Annotated in this window: 14 protein-coding genes and 1 tRNA gene; 10 read left to right on the plus strand and 5 right to left on the minus strand. The window is 67.6% G+C overall.

What is annotated here, in order from left to right; genetic code table 11:
• The first annotated feature begins 36 nt into the window (after positions 1–36).
• Both C5B85_RS01640 and C5B85_RS01645 read left to right on the plus strand, forming a co-directional pair.
• Positions 37–3,393, plus strand: coding sequence for a UrvD/REP family ATP-dependent DNA helicase (locus tag C5B85_RS01640; protein WP_181064223.1), 3,357 nt, complete (start codon positions 37–39; stop codon positions 3,391–3,393).
• The gene (locus tag C5B85_RS01645) at positions 3,390–6,680 is read left to right on the plus strand and encodes an ATP-dependent DNA helicase (protein WP_104284317.1); all 3,291 of its coding nucleotides are present in this window, start codon (positions 3,390–3,392) and stop codon (positions 6,678–6,680) included. Before C5B85_RS01640 ends, C5B85_RS01645 begins: the two co-directional genes overlap by 4 nt.
• Here the strand turns inward: C5B85_RS01645 and C5B85_RS01650 are convergent.
• Positions 6,655–7,845, minus strand: a complete 1,191-nt coding sequence (locus C5B85_RS01650; RefSeq protein WP_181064224.1) for a phosphotransferase — start codon at positions 7,843–7,845, stop codon at positions 6,655–6,657. The two genes, C5B85_RS01645 and C5B85_RS01650, sit on opposite strands and share 26 nt — an antisense overlap.
• A 94-nt stretch (positions 7,846–7,939) precedes the next feature.
• On the opposite strand from C5B85_RS01650, the gene nudC reads away from it, so the two are divergent.
• The 3 genes from nudC (at position 7,940) to C5B85_RS01665 (ending at position 11,199) form a co-directional block, all read left to right on the plus strand.
• Entirely contained in the window at positions 7,940–8,878 is a 939-nt protein-coding gene (gene nudC / locus C5B85_RS01655) for an NAD(+) diphosphatase (RefSeq protein WP_258070538.1), read from the plus strand.
• Entirely contained in the window at positions 8,862–10,634 is a 1,773-nt protein-coding gene (locus C5B85_RS01660; RefSeq protein WP_258070539.1) for an ATP-dependent helicase, read from the plus strand. Before nudC ends, C5B85_RS01660 begins: the two co-directional genes overlap by 17 nt.
• 274 nt (positions 10,635–10,908) lie before the next feature.
• Entirely contained in the window at positions 10,909–11,199 is a 291-nt protein-coding gene (locus C5B85_RS01665; RefSeq protein WP_104284321.1) for a hypothetical protein, read from the plus strand.
• Positions 11,200–11,504: 305 nt separating this feature from the next.
• Here the strand turns inward: C5B85_RS01665 and C5B85_RS01670 are convergent, their stop codons facing one another.
• Positions 11,505–12,872: a zinc-dependent metalloprotease gene (locus C5B85_RS01670; RefSeq protein WP_104284322.1), complete on the minus strand. Its 1,368-nt coding sequence runs from the start codon at positions 12,870–12,872 to the stop codon at positions 11,505–11,507.
• A 130-nt stretch (positions 12,873–13,002) separates the two neighbouring features.
• Here C5B85_RS01670 and C5B85_RS01675 point away from each other — a divergent pair, with 130 nt between their 5' ends.
• From C5B85_RS01675 to C5B85_RS01690, 4 genes are all read left to right on the plus strand, one after another.
• Positions 13,003–14,220 (plus strand): PDZ domain-containing protein, encoded by a 1,218-nt coding sequence (locus C5B85_RS01675; protein WP_146077804.1) that lies wholly within the window; start codon positions 13,003–13,005, stop codon positions 14,218–14,220.
• Between the two features lie 158 nt (positions 14,221–14,378).
• Complete coding sequence (locus C5B85_RS01680) at positions 14,379–17,321, plus strand: UPF0182 family protein (protein WP_181064226.1); 2,943 nt, start codon at positions 14,379–14,381, stop codon at positions 17,319–17,321.
• 420 nt (positions 17,322–17,741) lie between these two features.
• Positions 17,742–17,818 (plus strand) — tRNA-Met (locus C5B85_RS01685).
• Between the two features lie 212 nt (positions 17,819–18,030).
• On the plus strand, positions 18,031–18,921 hold the full coding sequence (locus C5B85_RS01690; protein ID WP_104284324.1) for a DUF817 domain-containing protein: 891 nt from the start codon (positions 18,031–18,033) through the stop codon (positions 18,919–18,921).
• Here C5B85_RS01690 and C5B85_RS01695 read toward each other — a convergent pair.
• Complete coding sequence (locus C5B85_RS01695; protein ID WP_104284325.1) at positions 18,918–20,447, minus strand: cell wall metabolism sensor histidine kinase WalK; 1,530 nt, start codon at positions 20,445–20,447, stop codon at positions 18,918–18,920. The genes C5B85_RS01690 and C5B85_RS01695 overlap by 4 nt on opposite strands.
• A complete protein-coding gene (locus tag C5B85_RS01700) occupies positions 20,444–21,223 on the minus strand; it encodes a response regulator transcription factor (RefSeq protein WP_104284326.1) in 780 nt (259 codons plus the stop codon). The genes C5B85_RS01695 and C5B85_RS01700 overlap by 4 nt, the downstream gene beginning before the upstream one ends.
• A gap of 111 nt (positions 21,224–21,334) precedes the next feature.
• Between C5B85_RS01700 and C5B85_RS01705 the strand changes: the two genes are divergently transcribed.
• Positions 21,335–21,964: a GNAT family N-acetyltransferase gene (locus tag C5B85_RS01705; RefSeq protein WP_181064227.1), complete on the plus strand. Its 630-nt coding sequence runs from the start codon at positions 21,335–21,337 to the stop codon at positions 21,962–21,964.
• Here the strand turns inward: C5B85_RS01705 and dnaE are convergent.
• Positions 21,883–25,272, minus strand: a complete 3,390-nt coding sequence (gene dnaE, locus C5B85_RS01710) for a DNA polymerase III subunit alpha (RefSeq protein ID WP_104284328.1) — start codon at positions 25,270–25,272, stop codon at positions 21,883–21,885. The two genes, C5B85_RS01705 and dnaE, sit on opposite strands and share 82 nt — an antisense overlap.
• Positions 25,273–25,274: the final 2 nt, after the last annotated feature.

A 25,274-nucleotide genomic window follows, 5' to 3' on the forward strand; every position in this document is an offset into this window, starting at 1 on the left:
CTCTCGAATGTCGGTACCCCGAGATACCGTGACTCCATGACTTCAGGACCTGCACACGAGGCTGCGTTCCTCGACGCCACGCAGCGCTTTGTTCTCGACGCCGACACCGAGGCGCACCTCAGCGTCGTCGGGGCGCCAGGGTCTGGGAAGACGACAACACTCGTTGAGCTGCTCGCCGAGCGCGTCCTCGTGGGTGGGCTCGCGACCACCGAGGTGCTTGCGCTGACGCCGGACAGGCGGAGCGCGGCTCGGCTCCGAGAGGTGATCGGTGAGCGCCTGGCGGTCAGCACTCCTGGCGCGATGGCGCGCACGCCGGAATCCGTGGCGTTCGAGATCGTTCGGGCCGACCGCGCGCGGCAGGGGCTGCAGGCACCTCAGCTGTTCACCGGGGCGGATGAGGACACGATCCTCGCGGAGCTCATCCAGAGCGATCTCGAGGCGCGCGCGGCGACGGAGCCAGCGCAGCTGAACGCGGCGCCGATCGAGTGGGTACCGCCCGTCACCCTCGAAGCCATCGGACTGCGCGGGTTCCGAGCAGAGATCCGCGACCTCCTGGCGGCGATGTCCGAGTACGACGTGACGCCCGAGCGCCTCGAGGAGCTCGCGCACCTGCGACCCGTGTGGTCCGGCGCTGCGGCCCTGGCGAGGCAGTTCCGCGAAAGCGTTTCGCAGGCGAAGCCGAACGCCTTCGACACTCCCGGCATCGTGCTGGAGGCGGTGAGCATCGTGCACTCTGCGACGCGCCTCGACTCCTTCTCGGATCTCAAGCTGCTCCTCGTCGACGACGTGCACGAGTTCACGGAGTCAGGCAGGCGACTTCTTGTCGCCTTTGCGCTGCGCGGAGTCCGCGTCGTCTCCTTCGGCGACCCGGACATCACGACGGGGGGATTCAGGGGGTCAAGGCCTGAGCTCGCCGCCGACTGGCGAGGTGAGACCCGAGGTGCACTGCAGGAGCCGCGTCGGCTTGTCCTCGGCACCGTCCATCGGGGCAGCGCCGAGCTCAGGGCGTTTGTGCGCGGGGTCACGGAGGGCATCGGCGTCCAGCGCGAATCTCGGCACCGGCTGGCGGAGGCAGTACACGCCGCTTCTCCGCCAGCATCCGTGCCCCCGGCCGTCGCTCGATTCTCCGCGCCCTCGTCGGCGGCGGAGTGCCGCGGCATCGCCGACTATCTCCGGGAGCTGCACCTCCTCCACGACGTGCCATGGGACCAGATGGCCGTCATCACCCGTCGGGGCGGCAGCATCGAATCCCTCAGGCGCCAGCTCGCGAAGCTCGAGGTGCCGACGAGTTCCTCGCAGGCCCTCCCTGCGGCGCGGGACAAAGCAGTCCAGGCCGTCGTCAAGCTCGCTGCTATCGCGAGCGGGGCTGAGGAGCTCACCCCAGAAGCCATCGCAGAGCTCGCCGGCTCTCCGGTCTTCGCGATCGACCCCGTGCAGCTGCGCCGCGTTCGACGGGCGCTGCGTCTCGACGAGATCGCCGCAGGGGGAAACCGGCCGGCAGATGAGCTGCTCGTCGAAGCGGTCTCCCGGGTGGCCGGCCTGCGGCTCCTCACCGACCCGGACGCCCCGGCATCCGCGACGTTCGAGCGGCTGCTCGCGACCGGCGGCTCCGCGACCGGACGGAGCGCAACGAGGGCACTGCAGCAGCTCGGTTCGCTGCTCCGTGCGGTCGCGGGGGAGATCGAGGCCGCGGGGGGCCAACAGCGAAGCATCGCCGCCGACGAGGTCCTCTACTCGGTGTGGGAGCGTCTCGGCCTTGCCAAGACCTGGCGCGAGGCGGCCCTCGGCTCCGGCCCGCGGGCCGAGCAGATCGGCGCCCACCTCGATGCCCTTGTCACGCTCTTCGACGTTGGCAAGAGATTTGTCGAGCGGCAGCCGGACGCGAGCATCGACGACTTCCTCCTGCAGTGGTCGGGCAGCGAGGTGACGGCCGACTCCCTGGCCGGTCGGACGGACGGCGGGACGGTCACCGTCACGACGCCCGCGGCGGTGCTCGGTCGCCAGTTCAGGGTGGTTGTCGTCGCCGGACTCTCCGATGGCGTCTGGCCGAACCTCCGCCTCCGCGATTCCCTGCTTGGAGCCGGCCAGCTGGCCGAGCTCGAACGCGGCATCGACACAACGAGGGACCTCGTCGATCGCCGACTCGAGGTGCTGTACGACGAGCGCCGCATGTTCGCGCAAGCCGTCTCCCGATCGTCTGAGTGGCTGCTTCTGACCGCGGAGGAGAGTGAGGACAGTGCCCCGTCACCATTCTTCCTTCTGTCCTCACGCACCTGGGACGACGCAGCAGCGGAAAACGCTGAGTCAGCGCTGGGCGCGTTGACACTGCGTGGGCTCGTCGGTGAGCTGCGTCGCGCCGCGATCGTTCGGGGGATCGATCCGTCGGAGGCCGCCGGCCTCGCGAGGCTCGTCGAAGAGGGCGTCCCGGGTGCCGATCCCGCGCAGTGGTACGGACTTGGCGGTCCCACCACCGGGAGACCGCTCCACGACCCGAGTGACCCGAACACGAGCATCCCCGTCTCGCCCTCGAACATCGAGAGCTTCGAAGACTGTGGAGTCAACTGGTTCGTCAGCGCTCACGGAGGGGGCAGTACCAGCGAGAGTATGAACGTCGGCAACATCGTGCATGCAGCGGCCGAGTTCGACTTCCCAGATCTCGAGGCGCGCACGGCCTTCGCCCAGGCGCGCCTCCGCTCGAGCGACTTCGACGCGCCCTGGCAAGAGACGGCGGCTCGCGCGAAGGTCGATGAGCTCGTCCGCAATCTTTCGGCCTACCTGCACCGAGTGAATCTCGGGGGAGGAGCACTCCTCGGGGCCGAGCGGTCCTTCACGGTCGAGGTGCGCGTCGAAGGCGAGGAGAGCGCGAAGATAACACTCCGCGGCAAGATCGACCGCATCGAGAGCACAGCCGCAGGCTCGATAGACGTCGTCGACTTCAAGACCGGGAAATCGATGCCGTCGAGCGACTCGATGTCCACGAATGCCCAACTCGCCGCGTACCAGCTCGCCCTGTCGACGGGAGCAGTGAGCGACCCCGTCGAGCGCCCAGCTCAAGCGGTTGCGCTGCCGCCGCGGAGTGACCGCGGGGAGACGATTCCGGCGGCCCAGGTGCACGAGGCGAAACTCGTCTTCCTCGCAAAGCCGACAACCAAGCAGGAGTGGAGCGAGCGCACGCAGCAACCCTTCGATGAAGCGGAGACCTCCGAGTTCTTCGACCGCGTCCGGAGCGTCGCCCTCGGGATGATCGGCATCCCAGCGTCCCACGATCGTCGATCCCCGGCGGATGCGGTCGCATCCGCCCACTACGAAGCCCACCTCGAGTCCCACTGCCTTGGCTCGTTCGGTGGCGGACGAGCGTGCGCACTGCACGCCGCATCGGAGGTCACCGAGTGACACACATCTGGCCTGCAGGAGCCGTTACCCACGGCGACATCGCGTTAGCGCTCGCCGACAACGACCCAGCTCGAATGCTCGAGCCCACGGCCGAGCAGAGACTCGTGATCGAGGCACCTCCGGTGCCGAGCCTGGTCATGGCAGGCGCAGGCAGCGGCAAGACGCAGACCATGGTCCAGCGCATCGTCTGGCTCGTGGCAGCCCAGGGCGTGCACCCCACCGAGATACTCGGGCTCACCTTCACCCGCAAAGCGGCAGGAGAGCTGCGGGAGCGAGTGCAGCTGGCCCTCGCGCGGCTCCGCAGCGAAGGGCTCATCGGCGGAGACGAGTTCGCGACACCCGAGGTCTCTACCTACAACTCGTTTGCAAACCGTGTGTTCTCGGAGAACGCGCTCCTCATCGGGCAGGAGCCAGATGCGCGCATCGTTGACGAGATGACGGCCTTCGCTCTCATGAGGAACGTCGTGCTCGCGAGCGACGACTCGCGGCTGAGCTCCCTCGACCTGCAACTGAGCGCGATCACGAACCTGGCGCTCAACGTGGCGCGCGCGCTGCGCGACAACCAGCTCTCGACGGCCGCGTGCGACGCATTCGTGGCGGAGTTCCGAAGGGTCGGTGACCTGCCGGGCCGGGGCAAGGCGAATTCGCCGAGCAAGCCCGTTGTTGATGCAGTCGCGATCTTGGATGAGCTGCCGATCTTCGTGGCGCTCGCCGAGCGCTATCAACTCGAGAAGCGCAAGCGAGGGCTCATCGAATTCTCTGACCAGGTCACGTTCGCGGCGGAGATCTGCGCGGCGACACCGGCCGTCGTCGAGGAGCTCCGCACCAGGCACCGCTTCGTTATCCTCGATGAGTACCAAGATACGAGCGTCGGCCAGACTCGCCTGCTCGGCACGATCTTCAGCGATCACCCCGTGCTTGCAGTTGGCGATCCCAAGCAGTCGATCTACGGGTGGCGGGGCGCCAGCCCAGGCAACATGCGCCGGTTCCACGGAGACTTCAGGTCGCGCATCGTGCCACCCGCCCAGGAACCCACCTTCCAGCTCTCCATCTCTTGGCGGAACGATGCCAGGATCCTCGACGCCGCGAATCAGGTGGCGTCACGGCTGCCGGAGGCAAGCGACCCGGGCGTCACGCAGCTCGGAACGCGCCCGGGCGCGGGAGACGGACGCGTCTCGCTCGCCTTTGCGGAGACTCTCGATGAGGAAGCCGAGGCCGTGGCGACCTGGATGCGCGAGCGCATCGTCGTCGAAGGTGAGCGGCAGCCTCCCTCTGGTGCCGTGCTCCTGAGAGCGCGCAAGCTCCTGCCCCTCTTCTCCGCGGCGCTGACCCGCGCCGGCGTGCCCAACCGAGTCATCGGGTTGGGAGGGCTCCTGTCCGCACCGGAGGTCGTGGACCTGCGCTGCGCCATGCGCGTCGCACACGATTCCACGGCAGGCAACGAACTCATCCGCCTGCTCGTCGGCGCCAAATACCAGTTCGGGATCGCCGATGTGAAGCTCATCCACGACGTCTCGCGCAGCCTCGCGAACAGGGACGTCACGATGCAGTCGCTCGCCGACGACGTACGGGCGAGCAAACGCGAACTCGCAACCGGCGACGACGAGGTTCCCCTGCAGGAGGCGCTCGACTTCCTCGCGGCCAGGATCACTGCCGAAAGAAGAAGGGACGAGCCGGACTCCTGGCTCATGGGCCTCAGCGAGGAAGCCCTTCGGCGCATCCCCCTCGTGAGCCAACTCATCGGCGAGCTCCGGCGCAGCGTCGGCCTCCCCATCACGAGCTTCGTCGATGCCACTATCTCGATCATGGGCCTCGACCTCGAGGTCACGGCGAACCCCGGGAACATCGCGAGAGTCGGCAACCTCGATGCGTTTGCCGAGGCGGCCGCCGCGTTTGCATCAGCAGAGCCTGACGCAGATCTCGGCGCCTTCCTGGACTGGGTCGAGATCGCGGCGGGAGACGATTCCCTCGCTCCGGTCCAGGAACAAGCGGAGCCCGGCGTTGTCCAGTTGCTCAGCATCCATGGTTCGAAGGGCCTCGAGTGGGACTTCGTCGCGGTGCCTCGCAGCGTCGAGGGCGAGATGCCGAGCACCTCGCGGGACGGACTCGGTTGGATCAGGCGCGGCGTGATCCCATACGAGCTGCTGCTCGACGCGCATGACCGCCCCGAGCTCCCCTGGAGAGGCGCGGAGACGCAGAAGGAGCTCGCCGACCTCATGGTGGAGCTCAAGCAGCTCATCAAGGAGCGAAACGACGACGAGGAGCGTCGGCTGGCGTACGTCGCCTACACCCGGGCACGCCACGAGCTGCTCATCTCAGGGTCCTACTGGAGCGCCATCCATAAGTCGGCGCGCAAGGTCTCCGTCTTCGTCGACGAGCTCGCCGAAGCTGGCATCATCGAAGCCCCGCCAGCGAACACGCTCGAGTCTGCGCCTGCCTCGCTCGCCGCGGACAGCATCGTCTGGCCGCACAGGCCGTTCAGCCCGGACCGGCTCGAACGCGTCCAGGGGCTCGCTGCCGCGGTGGATCACGCTCTCCGGTCCGGTGCTGTCCCAGAGAGCCAGCTCGGGAAGCGCATCGACCTGCTGCTCCGGGAGCGCGCTGACCGGGGCACTCTCGGCGGCATCCAGCTGCCTGCGCGCTTCGCGGCCTCCAAATTCAAGGACCTCGTCACCGATCCGGCAGAGATCGCAGCGCAGCTGCGGCGGCCTATGCCGCAGAAGCCGTTCAGGCAGACGCGCATAGGAACGATGTTCCACGCTTGGGTCGAGGCCCACTACGCGGCGCCAAACGTCGGCGGGGACCTCCTCGGCATGGCGGAGCTCTTCGGGACAGAAGATGCGGCGCTCAGCGGCCTCGCCGATGCGTCGAGTGCCGATTTCGCTGAACTCGAGCGCTTGCAGGACGCGTTCCTGGAGACCCCGTGGCCCCACAGGTCTCCGATCCTCGTCGAGCAGACCATCGAGTTCCGCCTCGGCGAGCGGACGGTCGTCTGCAAGATCGACGCGGTCTTCGAGCACAACGGCCGCGTCGAGGTCGTCGACTGGAAGACCGGAAGAGTGCCAAGCGGGGAGAGCGCACGCTGGGAGCGCCAGCTCCAGCTGGCGCTCTACACCCTCGCTTACTCCGAGCACACCGGGGTGCCTCCCGAGCAGATCGATGCCGTGCTCGTCTACGTCCGCGAAGGCGAGGAGATCCGAGTTCCGGAGGTCACCGGACGAGTCGAGCTGGAGCGTCTGCTGGCGGAGGCCGAAGCAGCACTCAGCGTCGCGAATCCGTCCGCATGAAATCGTTCGGGGGAGTGTCGTCGTCGAGGTCGTCCTCCGCCGCGTGATCGACGTCCGTGTTTGGGCTGTCGTCCGGATGCACGCCAGCCGGGGCTCCTGAACTGGCCTCGTGCAGGAGACCAGGCAGTACGGCGCTTCCCGTGTCCTGGGCGTCCGTCTGATGCGCAGGTCGCCTGGCCGCAGCCTCCTTGAGGAGCTCCTGCACCTCGGCGATATCGAGCACGGGGAGCGTCTCGTGGACAAGCGGCTGTGCCGGCGCGCGATGGATTCGGTCAACCAGCGAGTCGAGCATCCCCTCCGCATCCGCGATGATTTCAGCGTCGCTTGCGTCCACACCGTGCAGCAGCCAGCGGGCGAGCTCGAGTTCGGCGTAGAGAAGCGCGCGCTGCCGCAGCTGCCTGTCGACGGTTCCCGGGGCCTCATCCGTGTACTCGTCAAGGATGCCTCGCGCGATCGCGCCATCCAGGGAGGAGATCCAGTGGAGGTCGCGGGCGGGGTCACCCACGCGGAGGTCACTCCAGCCGAGCACCCCCCTCACCTGATTCCCGTCGGTGATGATCGAGGCGAGCCCGAGCGCGCCGTGGATGACAGTCGGCTGGAACTGCCAGAGCGAATCGTCGTCGACGGCCGCAGACCAACGACGGTCGAGGGTCACCGGTAGCCGGCCGGTCTCCTTCGCCCGCGCGATGGTCTGCGCCGCGGCCTGCCTGGCTTCGGTGGCCGAGAGCGCGGGCATGCCCGCGGCCTCCACTGGCCCCTTCGGCAGGGAATGGATGGCGGCGATGGCACGACCGAGGCTCACGAGGAACAGAGTGCCAGGCTCGAGCGTCTCCTGGTCGGCGGGGATACCGCGCAGGAAGGTGTAGACGGCGACCCGCTCGCGCTTCTCCGCCAGGCTGCCGAGGACCTCGGAGACCTGGAAGGGAAGTCGGCTGCGCATGCCGGGCGTCAGCACGGCGAGCGCCCGGACGTCGGCAAGCTGCTCCTGCGCCGCCGCCGCCGACGTCGGGCGCCGCGCGATGATCGTCTCGCCATCCCGGAGAGTCAGCAACGCGGCGTCGAAGTCGCCGTGCGCTTCGTACGTGTGCTCGAGGGCCGCAGCCACGTCGAGGTCGGGGACAGCGGCCACGGCAAGTGCCGCGAGTTCCAGCGAGAGCTCAGCCATGGGACCAGGGTAGGAGGCAGGGCCGAAGCTGGGTGAGTGCCACGCCCGCAGGGCCTCGAGGCGACCTAGGATGAATCCGCCTATGAATCCCTTCATGTCTCGTCTCCCACTCGCCCAGCAGCAGACCGATCGCGACCACGAACGCCGAAGCGAACCTGGGCTCGTGCAGTCGCTGTTCGCTGACGGAGCCACCCGCGTCCTCGTCCTCAGCGGCGGCAAGGCGCTCATGCGTTCGGCCGGCGACGGCCCCAAGCTCGATCTGCTGCCCGCTACAAGCCTTCGCGCAGCGGCTCTCGAGCCCGCCATTGCCGACGCCATCTACCTCGGTAGGACGCTCCATGACGACGAGGATCTGCCGAAGGGCACCTCCGTGCTGTCCCTCAGCATCGACGAGAACCTGGCCTCGGCCCTCGAACCTGATGCGCGCCTCTGGGCCGGGCTCATGGAGACCGCCGCGCATCTCGGGGCCGTGCACTGCGGGCTCTTCACCGAAGCGCTCGCCATCACGAACTGGCACGACACGCACGCGTTCTCGCCGCGCACCGGTTCCGCGACGAGCTCGGGACTCGCGGGCTGGGTGCGCCAGGCGGAAGGCGAGTCGCACGTCAGCTTCCCGCGGACCGACGCCGCCATCATCGCCGCGGTCCTCGACCGTGACGACCGGATCCTGCTCGGCGCGAACGTCAGGTGGAATCCTCGGCGGTTCTCGCTCCTCGCCGGTTTCGTCGAACCAGGCGAGTCCTTCGAGGCCGCTGTCGCGCGAGAGATCTACGAGGAGGCGAGGGCGCACGTCGTCGAGCCGCGGTACCTGGGCTCGCAGCCGTGGCCGTTCCCCGCGAGCATCATGGTCGGCTTCACCGCCAAGCTCCACCCAGACCAGGACCCTGAGACCGTCGAGCCGGACAACGACGAGATCGTCGAACTCGGCTGGTTCACGCGCGACGAAGTGCGTGCCATCGAGGACCGCCTCCCCGGCCAGACCTCCATCGCCCGCGCGATCATCGATGCCTGGCTCAGTGGTCACCTCGACTGACGCAGACAGCCAGTCACCGGCGCCGACGGCGGATGTGAGCCTGCTCGCCTCGCTCAACGACGCTCAGCGCGAGGCGGCGCTCGCGCTCGTCGGCCCCGTCTGCATCCTGGCAGGCGCGGGTACGGGCAAGACCCGAACCATCACACACCGCATCGCCTACGGCATCCGCTCTGGCGTGTACGACCCGTCCCGCGTCCTCGCGCTCACCTTCACGTCGAAGGCGGCGGGGGAACTGCGTGGTCGGTTGCGCGATCTTGGCGCCTCCGGTGTCGCCGCGCGGACATTCCACGCGGCGGCCCTGAGCCAGCTGGGCTTCTTCTGGCCGCACACCGTCGGCGGCCCCGCTCCAGCGATCGTCAAAGGCAAGGGCAGGCTCATCGCTGAATCCGGCGAGCGCATCGGGCTGCGCCTCGATCCCGCCGGCGTGCGAGACATGGCGACCGAGATCGAGTGGCGCAAGGTGCGCGAGCTTTCGCTCGAGGAGTACGCGATCCAGCTGCGGACCTCCCGCTCGCTGCCGAAGGGCGTCAGCGACGATGCGGCGCTCGCCCTGCTCCAGGCGTACGAGGACATCAAGGACGAGCGCCGCCAGATGGACTTCGAGGACGTTCTCCTGGCGACCGTCGGCATGCTCGAGCTGGAACCCTGGGTGACCCAGCGTGTGCGGGAGCAATACCGCTTCTTCGTCGTCGACGAGTACCAGGACGTCTCGCCGCTGCAGCAGCGCCTCCTTCAGCTGTGGCTCGGTGAGCGGCGCGAGCTGTGCGTCGTCGGCGACGCCGCGCAGACGATCTACTCGTTTGCCGGCGCATCCAGTTCTTTCCTGACCGGATTCCCCGAGCGCTACCCCGACGCACGGGTTGTGCGTCTCGAGGACAACTACCGCTCGTCATCCGCCATCATCGGCGTTGCGAACGAGGTCGCACGACACGTGCCCTACGCGCTCACCCTCGAGCCAGCGGCCGAGACGCCCAGGCGTGAGCCCCTCCCCGAGGTGCTGCAGTTCCATGACGATGACGACGAGGCAAGGGGTGTTGTCCACCGTATCGGCGAGGACCTCCGCAGCGGCATCCCGATCGAGAGCATCGCGGTGCTCTACCGCACGAACGTGCAGGCCGCTGCCGTCGAGCGCGCACTGCAGGACGCCGGAATCGCGTACTCGGCCATCGGTCAGCGCCGGTTCTTCGAGCAGCCGGAAGTCCGCCAGGCGCTCAGCGCGCTGCGAGCGGCGGTCATGCAGGAGACGGAGGGCCCCCTCTTCCAAGCGGTGAGCGACGTGCTCCGTGATCTCGGATGGACCCACGAGCCACCGGCCGACTCAGGTGCGCTCAGGGACCGCTGGAACTCGTGGGATGCGCTCCTGCGTCTCGCCGACGCGCAACCGCACGGCACCAAGCTCGCCGAGTTCTCGGCTGAGCTGCAGCAGCGAGCGAAGATGCAGTACGAACCCGAGCTGCGGGCCGTGACGCTCTCGAGCATCCACGCCGCGAAGGGGCTCGAATGGGACAGTGTCACCATCATCGGTGTGAGCGAGGGGCTCCTGCCCATCTGGTACGCGGAGTCTCAGGCGGAGCTTGATGAGGAGCGTCGCCTGCTCTACGTGGCAGTCACGCGCGCGCGGAAGCGTCTGCGTCTGACGCACGCGCAGTTCGGCGGGCGGCGGGACGCCGAGCGGCCCGCTTCTCGCTTCCTGGCACAGCTCGGCACCCGCATTCGTCGTGGAACGAACGGCGCGTTCGGCGGATCTCGCAGGTGAGCGCGTCGATCGTCCATGCATCCGAGCTGCAGTAGGCGGATGCTGTGCCGTCGGCGAGCCACGAAGACACGCAATTCGATACCAGGCTCCGCACGAGCTCCCTCGCGAGGCGAGACAGCGGGGCCCTGCTGGTCACCGCGAGCTGCGTCGCAATGGCCGCCCATGAGCGGTCGGCGTCGAGTCGGTTGAGGTCGTCGCAGCGCACGCAGGGCGTGCGGCCTGGGAGCACGAACGGCCCGACCGTCGCCCCGTCATCCTCAGCGATCACAGCGAGGTGCGGTACGTCACCCGCCATGAGCGGGGTGAATCGTCTCGGCGGCAGGACGTAGTCGGCGCAGTCGACAACAAGCCCGATCTCCGCTGGCTGGGGTGGCTGGTAGTCGTCGCGGGCCCGCCGCACGGCGCATCCGAGAGTGGCGATGTGCTCGGCGAGATCGTCGCCGGCTACCGTACCTCGCACAAGAACCACTGGCGGACGACCCCCGCTGCCGCGTGCAGGCCCGGCCGAGCGCTTGCGAGGCGAAACGGGCGCGGCATCCAGGAGCGTTCCGACGGAATCGAGTAACGCACGTACCTCGGCGACGGCGAGGCCCAGCCGAGCTCCGCGCTCGTGAAACTGTTCAAGCGTGCCTGGACGGCGCAAGGACTCGAGGAAGCGCTCGGCGCTGACACTCGGCGAGACGATGACCGCACGTGCGGTGACACCGCCGAGTTGAAGCTCGGTGGGGGAGCGCCACACTATCGGCATGCCAGGGGGTAGTCGCAGGTCCATGCGGCGATCATCCTGGAAGCACCCGACGAACGCAGAAGTTCTCCACAGGGGCAGGAGAGCGGGGCGGTCGGCGGCTCGGGACCACCGACCGCGCCCGTTCAGTTCACCGGCTTGTCGCCGCCCTCAGGCGCATCTCCGAACGCCGACGGATCGTCGAGGAACTTCGCCAGCGCCTCGTCGTACTCGTCGGCCGGGAGCTCGCCGAAGCCGAGCCTCGTGACAAGCGCCTCTGGATGGTCGATGTCTTCAGTCGTTGGCAGCGCATCGAAGTGCGCCCAGAGCTCATCACGAACCTTTGCGCCGTGGGCCTCGGAGACCGCGCGCCACATGGCTGCTGCCTCGCGGAGCCGTCTCGGGCGCAACTCGAGTCCTACGAGCGAGGCGAACGCGCGCTCGGCGGGGCCACCGACAGCCCGCCGGCGGCGAACGGTCTCGGCAAGGGCGACGGACTTCGGCAGCCTGGAGGTGGCGTCCTCCGTCACGACATCAACCCAGCCCTCGATGAGGGCGAGCATCGTCTCGAGGCGAGCGAGCGCCGCCTCCTGCTGCTCGGTCCGGGGAGGGATGAACGCGCCCTCGGAGAGCGCTGCCCTGATGCCGTCCGGGTCGCTGGGGTCGAGCGTCTGCGCGAGCTCCTCCATCCGCGACACGTCGATGCTCACGCCACGTGCGAACTCGGTGATCGAGGAGATGAGGTGCAAGCGGAGCCACTTCGCGTGCTGGAACAGCCGCGCATGAGCGGTCTCGCGCACGGCCAGGTAGAGCTCGATCTGCTCGCGATCGACGTCAAGTCCCTCCGCGAAGTCGTCAATGTTCTGAGGAAGAAGCGACGGCCTGCTGTGGTCGAGGACCGGCACGCCGATGTCGCCGCCGGCGACAACCTCCTCCGCGAGATTCCCGACGACCTGGCCGAGCTGCACGGCAAACATCGCGCCGCCGATGCCCCGCATCATCGAGGACGACTGGCCGAGCAGCTGCGCCATCTCGGGTGGCGTCTGCTCGGTGAGCACGTTCATGAGGGCATCAGCGATGCTCGTGGCGACAGGCTCCGACAGTGAGGTCCAGAACTGGATCGAGCCGGTGATCCACTCGAGTCGGGTGAGCGTCGCGGGGGATTCGCTGATCTCACCGAGTTCCGTCGCCTCGCTCAGCCAGAGCTGGGCGACTCGGAAAGCCTGGTCGAACCTCGCGGCCTCTTCGTGGCTGATCTCCCGGTTCCCCGGCTGAGCCACTCGGCGGGCCTGATCGCGTGCGACCTGCCAGTCGAGGCCATTCCCCGGGTTCGCGACGGCCGCCTGCAATTGCGACAGCAGCGCCTGCACCGCGGCAGGGTCGTTCGGGAGTCCCGCGACTCCCGCGAGCTTGGCGGGGTCGAAACCACCCTGCCCGCTCAGCAGCTCACGAAGCAGCTTGCGCAGCTCGTCCTCGGATCCGTCGTCGGGAATAGGTCCCTGTGCATCACTCATTCCGCACCTCCCAGCGCTTGGATCTACGCTAGCTCGTGGCCCCTCCAAGGAAGGGTCGCCGTGACTGCGTATGCGCCGTGTGCCTTGCGCCACGGGCGAACAATGGCCGCAGGACATCGAAACGAGCGCAGTGACCTTCTTCTCCGAACCCTCTTCAGAGGGCGATGCCCGTGTGCGCGAGCAGTCTGAAGCGTTCGCAAGAGCGCACGAGGCGAACCGTCGTCGAAGCGAGGAGGGATCTCGCCGGGCGCGCATCGGCCTCGTCTTCCTCTCCGTCGGGATGCTCCTGCTCGTCGCGCTCGGTTTCAGCCCAGCCCCCTACGTGGTTCGCTCGCCCGGGCCGGTCTTCGATGCGCTCGGCACCGTGCAGGCGTCCCAGGACGACCCGACCCAGGTCGAGGTCATCACGATCGGCGGCGCGGACACGTTCGAGCCGTCGGAGGGCCAGCTCGACGTCATGACAGTGAACGTCGGTGGACGGCCGGAGAACCTGCCCAACTGGTTCGAGGTCTTCCTCGCGCTCGTCACGCCCTCGAACGACGTGCTTCCCGTCGAGGCCTACTACGCCGATGCCGAGACCGGCGAGCAACGGGACGCGCAGAACGCCGCCCTGATGCAGGGGTCAGAAGCGGACGCGATCGCTGCCGCACTGATCAACGAGGGCTACGACGTCGGGACGGCGCTCGCCGTCGTCTCCGTGGGCGACGACGGGGCGGCTGCCGAGATGCTCGAGCCTGGCGACATCGTCACCTCGGTGAGCGGCATCCCCGTCGAGTCGACCGACGGTCTGCCCGCGGCTGTCGCCGAGGCCTCAGGTGGCGATCTCAGCAACTTGCAACCGGTCGACGTCGTCGTCGACCGGGGTGGGGAGCCCCAGACGTTCTCCATCACGCCACGCGCGGGCGTCGTCGAGGGGGAGGAGCGCGCTCTCCTCGGCGTGACGGTCGCCACGCAGCACGAGTTCCCCATCGACGTGAGCATCGAGCTCGGGAACGTCGGGGGGCCGAGCGCTGGCCTCATCTTCGCCCTCGCCGTCTCCGACAAACTCGCCGACGGCGACCTCACCAGGGGGCTGCACGTCGCGGGCACCGGCACGATGTCGCCAGACGGCACGGTCGGCAGCATCGGCGGCATCACGCAGAAGCTGTATGCGGCTGTCGAGGTCGGAGCCGACCTCTTCCTCGCGCCGGCGGACAACTGCCAGGACGTTCTCGACGGGGGCATCCCCGGCGACATCCCGGTCTACGCAGTCTCAACGCTGGACGAGGCCGAACAGGTCATCCAGGCCGTCGGAGACGGTGGCGACACGGCCTCTCTGCGCACCTGCGAGTCGGTACTCGGCTCCTGAGGCGGCTCAGTCTCAGTTTTGCCAGGCACTTGCCAGATAAACTCCTCTAGTTCCCCTTTCTCGGAAAACAAACGGCCCTTCCAGGCAATGACAGGTACGACGTGACAAGCACTGCAGCTCAACAGCCCCAGAGTCCGAAACCCGCCAGCCGACGTCGGATGGGACCGCTCACGATCACACTGCTGATCGTCGTGGCGCTTCTCGTCGTCTTCTTCTGGTTCGCCGGCAGATATGCGGACGTGCTCTGGTACGACCAGCTCGGCTTCCTCCAGGTCCTTCTCACGGAGTGGGGTGCAGGCGCGATCATGTTCGCGATCGGACTCGTCGGTATGGCGGTTCCCCTGTACGTGAACCTGCAGATCGCCTACCGTGCGCGGCCCGTCTACGCGAAGCTCAACGAGCAGCTCGATCGTTACCAGCAGGTCATCGAGCCCATCCGCCGCGGCGCCATGGTCTTCGTGCCCGCCATATTCGGTCTGTTCGCCGGTGTCGCGCTCATCGCGTCCTGGCAGACGGTTCTGATGTGGATGAACGCCACCCCGTTCGGCGAGACCGACCCGGTCTTCAACCTGGACGTGTCGTTCTACATCTTCCAGCTGCCGTTCTTCCGAGGTGTCGTGGCCTTCGTGAGCGCCGTCGTGCTGCTCTCGCTCATCCTGACCGCAGCGACCCTGTACCTGTACGGCGGCATCCGAGTCACCGGGCGCGAGGTCGTCATCTCGAAGAGTGCACGCACGCACATCGCGATCCTGGCCGGCCTCTACATGCTCGTGCAGGCAGTCAGCTTCTGGCTCGACCGCTACGCCGCGCTCAACACGCTCTCCGGGCGCTGGACCGGTGTCCTCTACACCGAGGCCAACGCGACCATCCCCGGGCAGGGAATCCTGGCCGGAGCCGCGATCGTCGTCGCCGTGCTCTTCTTCATCGCGGCCGCCATCGGCCGCTGGCGCCTCCCGCTCGTCGGGACGGCGCTGCTCGTGATCGTCGGACTTGTCGTCGGCATGGTCTACCCGTGGATCGTTCAGCAGTTCCAGGTCGGACCAAGCGAGCAGGCCCTCGAGACCCCGTACATCCAGAACAACATCGATGCCACGCGAAGCGCGTACGGCCTCGATCAGATCGACGAGGTCAACTACGCCGCCGAGACCACGGTCAGCCAGGGGCAGCTGCGTGACGACGCCGACACCACGGCGAACATCCGCATCCTCGACCCCTCGCTCGTCTCGCCCACGTTCGCGCAGTTCGAGCAGGAGCGCGCCTACTACCAGTTCCCTGACCGACTCGACGTCGACCGCTACGAGATCGACGGCCAGGTCCAGGATGCCGTCGGCTCCGTCCGCGACATCAACATCGCGGGTCTCGGCGCCGACGCCCAGTCATGGGTCAACAACACGATCGTCTATACACACGGCTACGGGCTCGTCACGGCCTTCGGAAACCAGCGTGGTCCCGACGGGCAGCCCCTCTTCATCGAGGGCGGCATGCCGAGCGAAGGCGCACTCGGCGAGTTCGAGCCCCGCGTGTACTTCGGCGAATCCTCTCCCGAGTACTCCATCGTGGGCGCCCCTGAAGGCTCCGAGCCGGCAGAGTTCGACCACGTGTCGGGAGCGGACGGGGCAACGCAGACCTACAACACGTTCACGGGTGAGGGCGGCCCCGACCTCGGGAACTTCTTCAACCGTCTCGTCTACGCGATCAAGTTCCAGTCTGAGCAGATCCTCCTGTCCGAGTACGTCAACGACGAGTCGCAGATCCTCTACGACCGCGACCCTGCCGAGCGCGTGCAGGCCGCGGCCCCGTACCTGACGATCGACTCCGACCCGTACCCCTCGGTGGTCGACGGACGACTCACCTGGATCGTCGATGGCTACACCACGAGCAACAAGTACCCGTACTCGGAGCTCGCCGGTCTGCAGAACCTGCTCGAAGATGCGGACACCCCCGCATCGTCGCTGCCGCCTGAGGTCATCAACTACATGCGCAACTCCGTGAAGGCGACCGTCGACGCGTACGACGGAACCGTCACGCTGTACGCGTTCGACGAGACCGACCCGATCCTGCAGACGTGGCAGAAGGTGTTCCCGTCGACGCTCAAGAACGTGTCGGAGATGTCCGGCGACCTGCTGAGCCACATCCGCTACCCCACGGACATGTTCAAGGTGCAGCGCGAGATGTTCGCGAGGTACCACGTGACCGACGCGAGCACGTTCTACAACCAGACGAACGCGTGGCAGCTGCCGCAGAACCCGACAGGGGGAGAAGCTTCACAGCCTCCGTACTACCTGACGATGCAGCTCCCGGGCCAGGAGTCGGCGTTCTCGATCTACTCCACGTACATTCCGTTGACCAACGCGAACGCGCAGTCAAGGAACGTGCTGAGGGGCTACCTGGCAGCGAACTCGAACGCGGGTTCGACCGATGGAACGGTCGCTGACACCTACGGGAAGATCACCCTGTTGAGGGTGGAGAACGACAACGTCAACGGTCCAGGCCAGGTCCAGAACATCTTCAACTCGAACGAGACGGTCGCCAACCAGCTCAACCTGCTCGAGCGAGGCGGTCAGACGCAGGTGCTGCGAGGCAACCTCCTCACGGTGCCGGTCGGCGAGGGCTTCCTGTATGTGCAGCCCGTGTACGTCGAGTCGACCGGTGAGACCAGCTACCCGCTGCTGAGGCGCGTGCTTGTCGCGTTCGGTGACAAGATCGCGTTCCAGCCGACGCTCGACGAAGCGCTCGACGAGCTCTTCGGCGGCGACGCCGGTGCAGACGCGGGTGATGGTGGCGTCGAAGTCTCCGAGGACGACGTGCCGGTCGAGTCGGTCCCGGACGACCCGAATGCGACCCCTGCGCCCACGGCGACCACTCCACCGGCAGGCGGAGGAACGGGGACTCCGCAGGAGCAGCTCTCGACGGCCCTGGCCGACGCTGAGCAGGCCCTCGAGGACCGCACGGCGGCGTACGCGAACAACGACCTCGTTGCCGCTGCAGAGGCCGACAAGCGCCTCACGGAGGCGCTCAACCGGGCGCGCGACGCTGACAGCCAGGTGTCGGGCACCTCGACCACGCCGAGCGATTCCCCGCAGCCCACGCCAACAACGTAGGCAGACGCAGCTCCACACGCCGACGGGCGTCGTCCTCGCTGAGGGCGGCGCCCGTCGGCGTCTCTGCGCGCGTTTGTACCGCGTGAGAACCCGCCGCCCGAACAGCATCCCAAGCGTGAAAGTTGTGGCCTGCTGCCGCTTCGGAACCTGCCGGCGGTACTTCGCCACAACTTTCTGCGCGCAGCGGTGCTGGTGTGAGGTGAGACGCGTCGCTCCGAGTGAGCGCGACTCGCCCGGGATGCACGACGGCGCTCGCGTGAGAGTGCGGATCTGGTCGAATTCGCTCGTTCTGAGCCGATTTCACGCGATGTCCGGTCGCCCGGGGCACGCGCTCGATACCCCCGACACGCCGTGTTTTCCGCGGAAAGAGCACCCCAAGTTGCACGACGTCAGGACCGCTGGTAATGTTTTCTCTTGTGCCGCGGGGTGGAGCAGTTCGGTAGCTCGCCGGGCTCATAACCCGGAGGTCGTAGGTTCAAATCCTGCCCCCGCAACCAAAACCGCACAAGTTGGGTTGCTCGAAAGAGCAAGCATGAACTGCGGCACAAGGCCCGTTTCCTCTCGAGGAAGCGGGCCTTTCGCGTACCCGGCTGCGGAATGCTCGAGCAAGCCGACGCCGGCTTGCCTCAGCAGTCCAGACCGGTGCAGCGGCTAGTCTCGGCCATTCGACAGACTCTGCCATCCGATGGGATGGGATAGGCGGTGCCAGGTGGCCAGGTTCACGAGCCTCGAGCAGCGTATCGACGACTTCGCGGGACGGCTCCTCGAGAACGCCCCCTCGCACGGCTTCAGAGCTGGCCTGGTCGAGTTCCTGGTCTTCGGTCTGAAGCAGGCCTGGGCCTGCATCTTCGGGGCGCTCATGCTCGTCATGATCCTTGCGGCGCGACTCTGGTACCCGGATGACGCCCTGCTCGCCAGGAACGACGCGCTCGTCATCGGCGCAGTCGCGATCCAGGTCTTCATGATCGCCGCGCGACTCGAGACCGGACGAGAGCTGCTTGTCATCCTCGCCTTCCACGTTGTGGGCACGGGTATGGAGCTGTTCAAGACCAGCGTCGGATCGTGGAGCTACGCCTCAGGGGGAGTGCTGCACATCGGCCCCGTGCCTCTGTATACGGGCTTCATGTACGCCGCCGTCGGCTCGTACATGTGCCGCGTGTATCGCCTCTTCGACCTGCGCTTCTCGAGGTATCCGCGCATCTGGTTGACCGTCGTGGCTGCCGCCTTGATCTACGTGAACTTCTTCACCCACCACTACACGTTCGACTTCCGGTACGTGCTGCTGCTCTTCGTGGCCGTGCTGTGGGGCCGCACGTGGATGCACTTCCGCGTGTTCCGGAAGACGCTCCGCATGCCGCTGCTGCTCGCGTTCCTGCTCGTGGCGCTCTTCATCTGGTTCGCAGAGAACATCGGCACCCTCGCGGGGGCGTGGGTATACCCGAACCAGGAGCACGGCTGGGAGCTCGTGTCCATCACCAAGCTGCTCTCGTGGTTCCTGCTCATGATCATCTCGGTCGTCATGGTCACGCTCGCCTACCCGCCGAGGCCGCCTGGGGCACTCGAGCGGGCCGCAGACACCGACGCGGACGGTGTCCGCTAGTCCCAGGCCTTGGCCGCGGGTATGCGCACGATGAACGAAGCGCCGTCGTTGGACTCGACGGCGATCTGCCCGCCGTGCGCTTCGACGATGGACTTCACGATCGCCAGTCCAAGGCCCGTGCTGCCGGATGCGCGGGTCCTCGCCGAGTCGCCCCGGGCGAAGCGTGAGAAGAGATCTTGGCGGAGCCCCTCCGGGATGCCTGGGCCGTCGTCGCGGACAACAAGCACCGCCTCGCGGCCGGTGGCCGATGCGGAGGCGAGCTCGTAGCGGACGGAGACGTTGACGTGCGTGCCCTGCGGGGTGTGCTGGCTGGCGTTCGAGAGCAGGTTCACGACGATCTGGTGGAGACGCTCCCAATCGCCGAGCACCGACACCTCGCTCGGGGGGACGGTCGCGCTCCAGTGACGATCGGCGTCGCTTGCCTGCGCGTCGCTCACGGCGTTGATGACAAGCTCGGAGAGGTCGACGGTGTCGAGCTGGAGGTCCTGCCCCTCGTCGAGGCGCGCGAGCAGCAGCAGGTCGTTGACCAGCGAGCTCATCCGGGTCGCCTCCGACTCGATGCGAGCCAGGGAGCGCTCCGTCGTGTCTGGCAGCGATGCGGAGTCCTGGCGGGTGAGCTCGGCGTAGCCCTGGATCGCGGCGAGTGGGGTGCGCAGCTCGTGGCTCGCGTCGGTGACGAAGCGGCGCATCCGCTGGTCTGCAGCAGTGCGAACGGCGAATGCCTCGTCGACGTGCGCGAGCAGCTTGTCGAGCGCCTCGCTCACCTTGCCGACCTCGGTCCGTGGGTCGATGTCGTTGAGCTGCACGGCTTTGCGGAGGCCCACCTCGCCGGAGGCCAGCGGCATCTGCGCGACGTTCTCAGCCGCCGTGACCACGCGGGAGAGCGGGCGCATGGCGACGCGCATGACCAGCGCGACGAGCAACACGATGAGGCCGATGCCAAGCGAGGAGAGGACAAGCGTGAGGACCGTCTGGTTGAACGTGGCGTCGCGCGCCGTGTCGAGTGAGACGGCCGAGATGAGGGCGTAACTGGGGTCACCATCCCACTCGTGGATCATGACGCGGAAGTCGCCGGCGACGTCGTCGAGCTTGATTGTCTCGAGGAGCGAGTGTTGGGCCTCGAAGCTGTCTGACTGCGCGAGGGTGGCGAGCTCGTTCTTGATGGTCTGGTCGCATTCGACGGCGGAGGTCTCGCTGAACGATGCTGAGTCGATGATCTCGCCGTTGTGCGCCAGGGCGATGATGGTGCCTGGCGCGTGCCCGACGAAGTTGACGAGCGGCTTGATCTTCGGTGCCGGCGACTCGCCGTTCTTCGGTGGGTGCGGGTGCGTGCCCGGCACGTCGTCCCTGTACTTGTCGACGGAGTTCTCGAGCACCGACATGGATGCGGCGAGTTGCGTGTTCACGACGCTCGTGATCGCGGAGTTGAGGGTGACGACGTTCATGATGCCGATCGCGCTCATGACAAACGCGACGACGAGGGTGACGCCGACGATGATGCGCGCGCGCAGCGTCCACGGCCTCATTCTGCTGGCCTGATGACGTAGCCGACGCCGCGCACCGTGTGGATCATTGGTGTGCGGCCTGCGTCGATCTTCTTGCGGAGGTACGACACGTAGAGGTCGACGATGCTGGCCTTGCCCGCGAAGTCGTAGTTCCAGACTCGATCGAGGATCTGCGCGCGGCTCAGCACGCGCTTGGGGTTGCGCATGAAGTAGCGCAGCAGCTCGAACTCGGTGGTCGTGAGCGCGACGGGGTCGCTGCCGCGGCGCACCTCGTAGCTGCTCTCATCGAGGAAGAGGTCGCCCACGCGGAGCTGGGAAGCGTCGTCGGCCACCGCTTCGCCTGCGCGCTGGATGAGGCCGCGGAGCCTTGCGACGAGTTCCTCGAGACTGAACGGCTTCGTCATGTAGTCATCGCCGCCGGCAGTGAGGCCGATGATGCGGTCGTCGATCGAGTCCTTGGCGGTGAGGAAGAGGACCGGTGTGGCGTGTCCCTGACCTCGGAGGTTCCTGAGAATGCTGAGCCCGTCGATGTCCGGGAGCATGATGTCGAGGACCACCACGTCTGGCCGCTCCGCTGTGAACTTGGCGAGCGCATCCCGTCCGTTGTTGGCGACGTCGACCTGCCAGCCCTCGTAGGAGAGGGCGAGGCTCACGAGGTTCGTGAGGGTCTCTTCGTCGTCAACGAGGAGCACGCGGATGGGCGTGCCGTCTGGGCGGTGGAGACGGGGGAGCTGCGCGAGGACCGCCCGACGGCGCCCGGGCTCGATGATCGGGTCAGCGGCAGGAGAATCGGGCATTGGATCATCGTGTCATGTGAGGGGCATCGCGGTGTGATGTGGGCCCCTCCTCATAGGAAGCTCAAATCTTCTCTTACCCGGGGCATGAGGGGAGTTCGTAACCTGCGACGCATGACCCTCCAGCGAATCCAGCAGCCCGATCTCGGGAGCCGTGCGCCGGGCGTCAAGAAGGACTTGCAGGGTGGACTGTTCCACCGGCCGAGGTTCCTCCGTGGCCCACGCACCGAGCGGCCGTTCGACGCGCCCCAGCTCTTCACGGAGCGTCTTGTGCTCCGCCCCCACACGCTCCGCGACGCCGACGCCTGGCACGAGATCGTGTCGGACACCGAGGTGGTCCGCTACCTGCACTGGAAGCAGCGCGACCTGGTCGAGGCGACCGAGCACCTGAGCCGCCGCACGACCCAGACGAGGCTCTGGCAGACGGGGGACTTCATGGCGCTTGCCGTCGAGCGCGACGGGAAGCTCATCGGCGACGTCTCCGTGCACCTGCGTGAAGTCGAGCTTGACCACCGTTCCGCCGAGCTCGGGTGGATCATGCACCCGGGATGCGCGGGTCAGGGCTTCGCGACTGAGGCGGCGGATGCGCTGGTCGAGTACCTGCGCGACTACGTTGGCGTGAAGCGCGTGCTGGCGGTCATGGATCTGGAGAACGGGGCCTCCTATGCCCTCGCGAGGCGCCTCGGCTTCTCTGAGGTCGCCCGCTCTGACGACTCGAGGACCACGGCGCTTGATCTGGTCTGAGCGGAGCTGACGCCACGCGTCCGCTCTGCTGACGCGGCTGCGCTGGCCGCGCTCGACGTCGCCATGAGCTGTGCGACCTCCAAGAGGTCCCACGCCATGTCGCCCGTCACGGAGATACCTCTGGCACCCGACCTGCGCGTCGTACCTCGCACGAGCATGTAGTGCGTGCGGAACACGCGATTGCCTGCGCGCTCCTGGGCGTCGTGGAAGAACACGGTCTGCGAGAGGCCCGTGCTGTCGTCGAGGGAGACGAACACCGTGCGGCGTCCGCCGCGCATGGGTGGCGTGTTGGTTGCGCGCCGGACTCCGGCGATGAGCACCTCTGTGCCGCCGGGCAGGTCGATGAGGGTGCTCGCTGGAACCACGCCGAGCTGCCGGAAGAGCGGGAAGAAGCGCTCCATCTGGTGGCGGCTCACGCCGAGGCCAAGCTCCTGCAGCTCGAGATCGGTCTGCGTCTTGCCGTGCAGGTCCATCGCGGTCACACCGCGCAGCTGGGGCACGGGGAGCGCAAACGCGAATGCCTGCTGGTGCTCTGGCACCCGTGTGGGGGTGCTCGTGAGTGAGCGGATGAACGCGAGCAACTCGTGCCGCCTGCGCGGTTCGTAGTCGATGAACGCATCGAGCGCCCCGACCCTCGCGAGGGAGTCCAGGGTGCTGCGTCGCGGCCGCACTCTGGCCCTGAAGTCGGCGAGCGAGTCGAACGGCTGGTGCTCCGCGACCCGGTCGCGTTCCGCCGAGGACATGCCGCGCACATCCGCGAGGGACATGCGCACCCCGTCTCGTCCGTCAGGGAGCGGCTCGACCGTGTACTCGAGGCCCGAGCGCTGCACGTCGATCTGCAGGAACGGGATGCCGAGGTGCCTGGCTTCGGCGACGATGAGGTCTTTGCCCCACATGCCGGGGTCGTGGGTGAGGAGTCCCGCCCAGAAGTGCGAGGCGCGGTGGGTCTTGAGCCAGGCGCTCTGGAAGGTGGGCAGGGCGAACGCCGCGCCGTGGGCCTTCGCGAAGCCGAAGCTGCCGAAGCCGGCGAGCACTTTCCAGGATCGCTCGATGATGTCGGGCGGGAACCCGCGCTCGGCGGCCTTGCCTCGCACCAGCTCCTCGATGCGTGGCACGAGCTCTGGCTTCGCAAGCCACCGCCGGTACACGTCGGCCAGCTCGAGGCCGCACCCGGTGAGCTCGTCGAAGATGCGCATGACCTGCTCGTGGAAGACGACGACGCCTTTCGTCTCGAGCAGGATGGGCTTGAGCCTCGGATGGATGTAGTCCGGCATGACCTCGCCGTGGCGCGCTCTGAGGAAATGGAGGGGCATGTTGTTCTGCATGGGGCCGGGCCGGAACAGGGAGATGTCGATGATGAGGTCGTTGAACACCTTCGGCTGCAGCTTCCCGACGAGCTCCATCTGGCCGGGGCTCTCGACCTGGAAGATGCCGAGGGTCTTCGTCGAGCGGATGGTCTCGTAGGTCGCCTCGTCGTCGAGGGGCAGCGCGTCGAGGTCGAGCTCCTCGCCGCGGGTGCGTTTGAGCTCCTTCACGGCGTGGGCCATGGCGCTCTGCATGCGTACACCGAGGATGTCGAGCTTGATGAGGCCCATCGGGTCCATATCGTGCTTGTCGAACTGGCTCATGGGCAGGCCGATGCCCGACATCTGCACGGGAGTACGGTCGAGCAGGGAGATGTCGGAGAGGATGACGCCGCACGGGTGCACGGAGATGTGCCTCGGCAGGGAGTCGAGCCGCTCCGTCGCCTCGACGAGCACGTCGAGCTGGCGCGAGCGGCGCACCTCCTCGGCGAACTCCCGAAGCTCGGGCTTCTCAGCGAGGGCCTGCCGGAACCGCTTCGCGGAGAAGCGCCACAGCTCCTTGGCGATGCGGTCGACCTCGCCGTCCGCGAGCCCGAGCGCGAGGCCCGCGTCGCGCACGGCGCCCCTTGAGCCGTACGTGTTGACCATCGACATGAGCGTGACCCGCTCGCCGCCGAACTCGTCGAAGATGCGGTGGTACACGCGGTGGCGTTCTGCGCTCTCGACGTCGAGGTCGATGTCTGGCAGCGTGCGTCGCTCGTCGGAGAGGAAACGCTCCCAGATGAGCCCGAGGGAGACGGGTTCGACGTGGCTCGTGTACAGGAGGTAGTTGAGCAGCGAGCCGACCCCTGACCCCCTGGCCTGCACCCGAACACCCATGTCCTTGATGAGCTCGACGACATGCGAGACGGTGAGGAAGTACGGGGCGAAGCCCAGCTTGCGCACGGTCTTGAGCTCGTGCGCGAGGCGGTCGTGCAGCTCGCGCTCGTGGGCGGTGGAGACGCCGGGGTAGCGGGCGGGGATCGCGGCCTCCGCCTTCGCCCGCAGCACCTCGAACGGGTCGTCGTGGATGCCGAAGCGCGTGACCTCCGGCATGCGCGGGGTGCCGATCCCCGCATCCCGTTCGAGGTCGATGACGCAGGCGTCGGCGAGCGCCCTCGTCTGAGTGAGCAGTTCGTCGGCTGCCGAGGCGTCGTGCCCGCCCGCATCCACGACCATGCGGGCGACCTGCCGCATGAGGCTCGCCGGTTTGAGCCACGCCTGCGCCGTCGGGGCCAGCTCGATGTCGTCGAGCGCTCGCCGTGCTCGGACGGCGTCGGCGATGTCGACGGTCGCGGCCTCTTCCGGCGAGGCGTAGCGGACCGCGTTCGTGAGCACAGCCCGCAGCCCGCACTCCGTGGCCAGCCCCAACATTCGAGTGGCCGCCGTGACGGAACCGGGGGTGCCTGGCTCGGCAAGGTGGCAGACGACCTCCACGACGAGCGAGCAGCGGGGGATTCCACGCAGCCACGTGTGCAACCGCTCTCGCGCCAGGCCGAGCTGGGCCGCGGAGGCTGCCGTGCCGACGTCGCTTGTCGGGCCGAGCAGGACGGTCAGTCTCGTGGCACCATCGTCGGTCGTCGCGAGCTGAGCCAGCCTGGGAAGCGGGATGCTCGGCTCGTGGATGCCCGTCGGGGCGCTCGCGGTGGTCTCGTGGGCTGCTGACACGGCCCGGCAGAGCGCCGCGTATCCGGAACCGTTGTCACCGCCTGCCGCGAGCACGACGACTCGTCCGAGGGGCTCGCCCCGCTCGTCGTGCACGGCGAGCTCGCTGCCGAGCACGGCCCGCAGCTTCGCGTCTCTACAGGCGAGGAGGTGCTTGACGGCGCCGGAGATGCCGTCGCGGTCAGTGAGCGCGATCGTGTCGAGTCCCCGCTCGACGGCAGCCTGGGCGAGTACCTCGGGTGGGGAGACGGCGTAGTGCGCGCTGAAACCTGACGAGACGTGCAGGTGCGGGAAGCTCATCG

The sequence above is a fragment of the Pseudoclavibacter sp. AY1F1 genome, from assembly GCF_002931075.1.
Classification (GTDB): Bacteria; Actinomycetota; Actinomycetes; order Actinomycetales; family Microbacteriaceae; genus Pseudoclavibacter.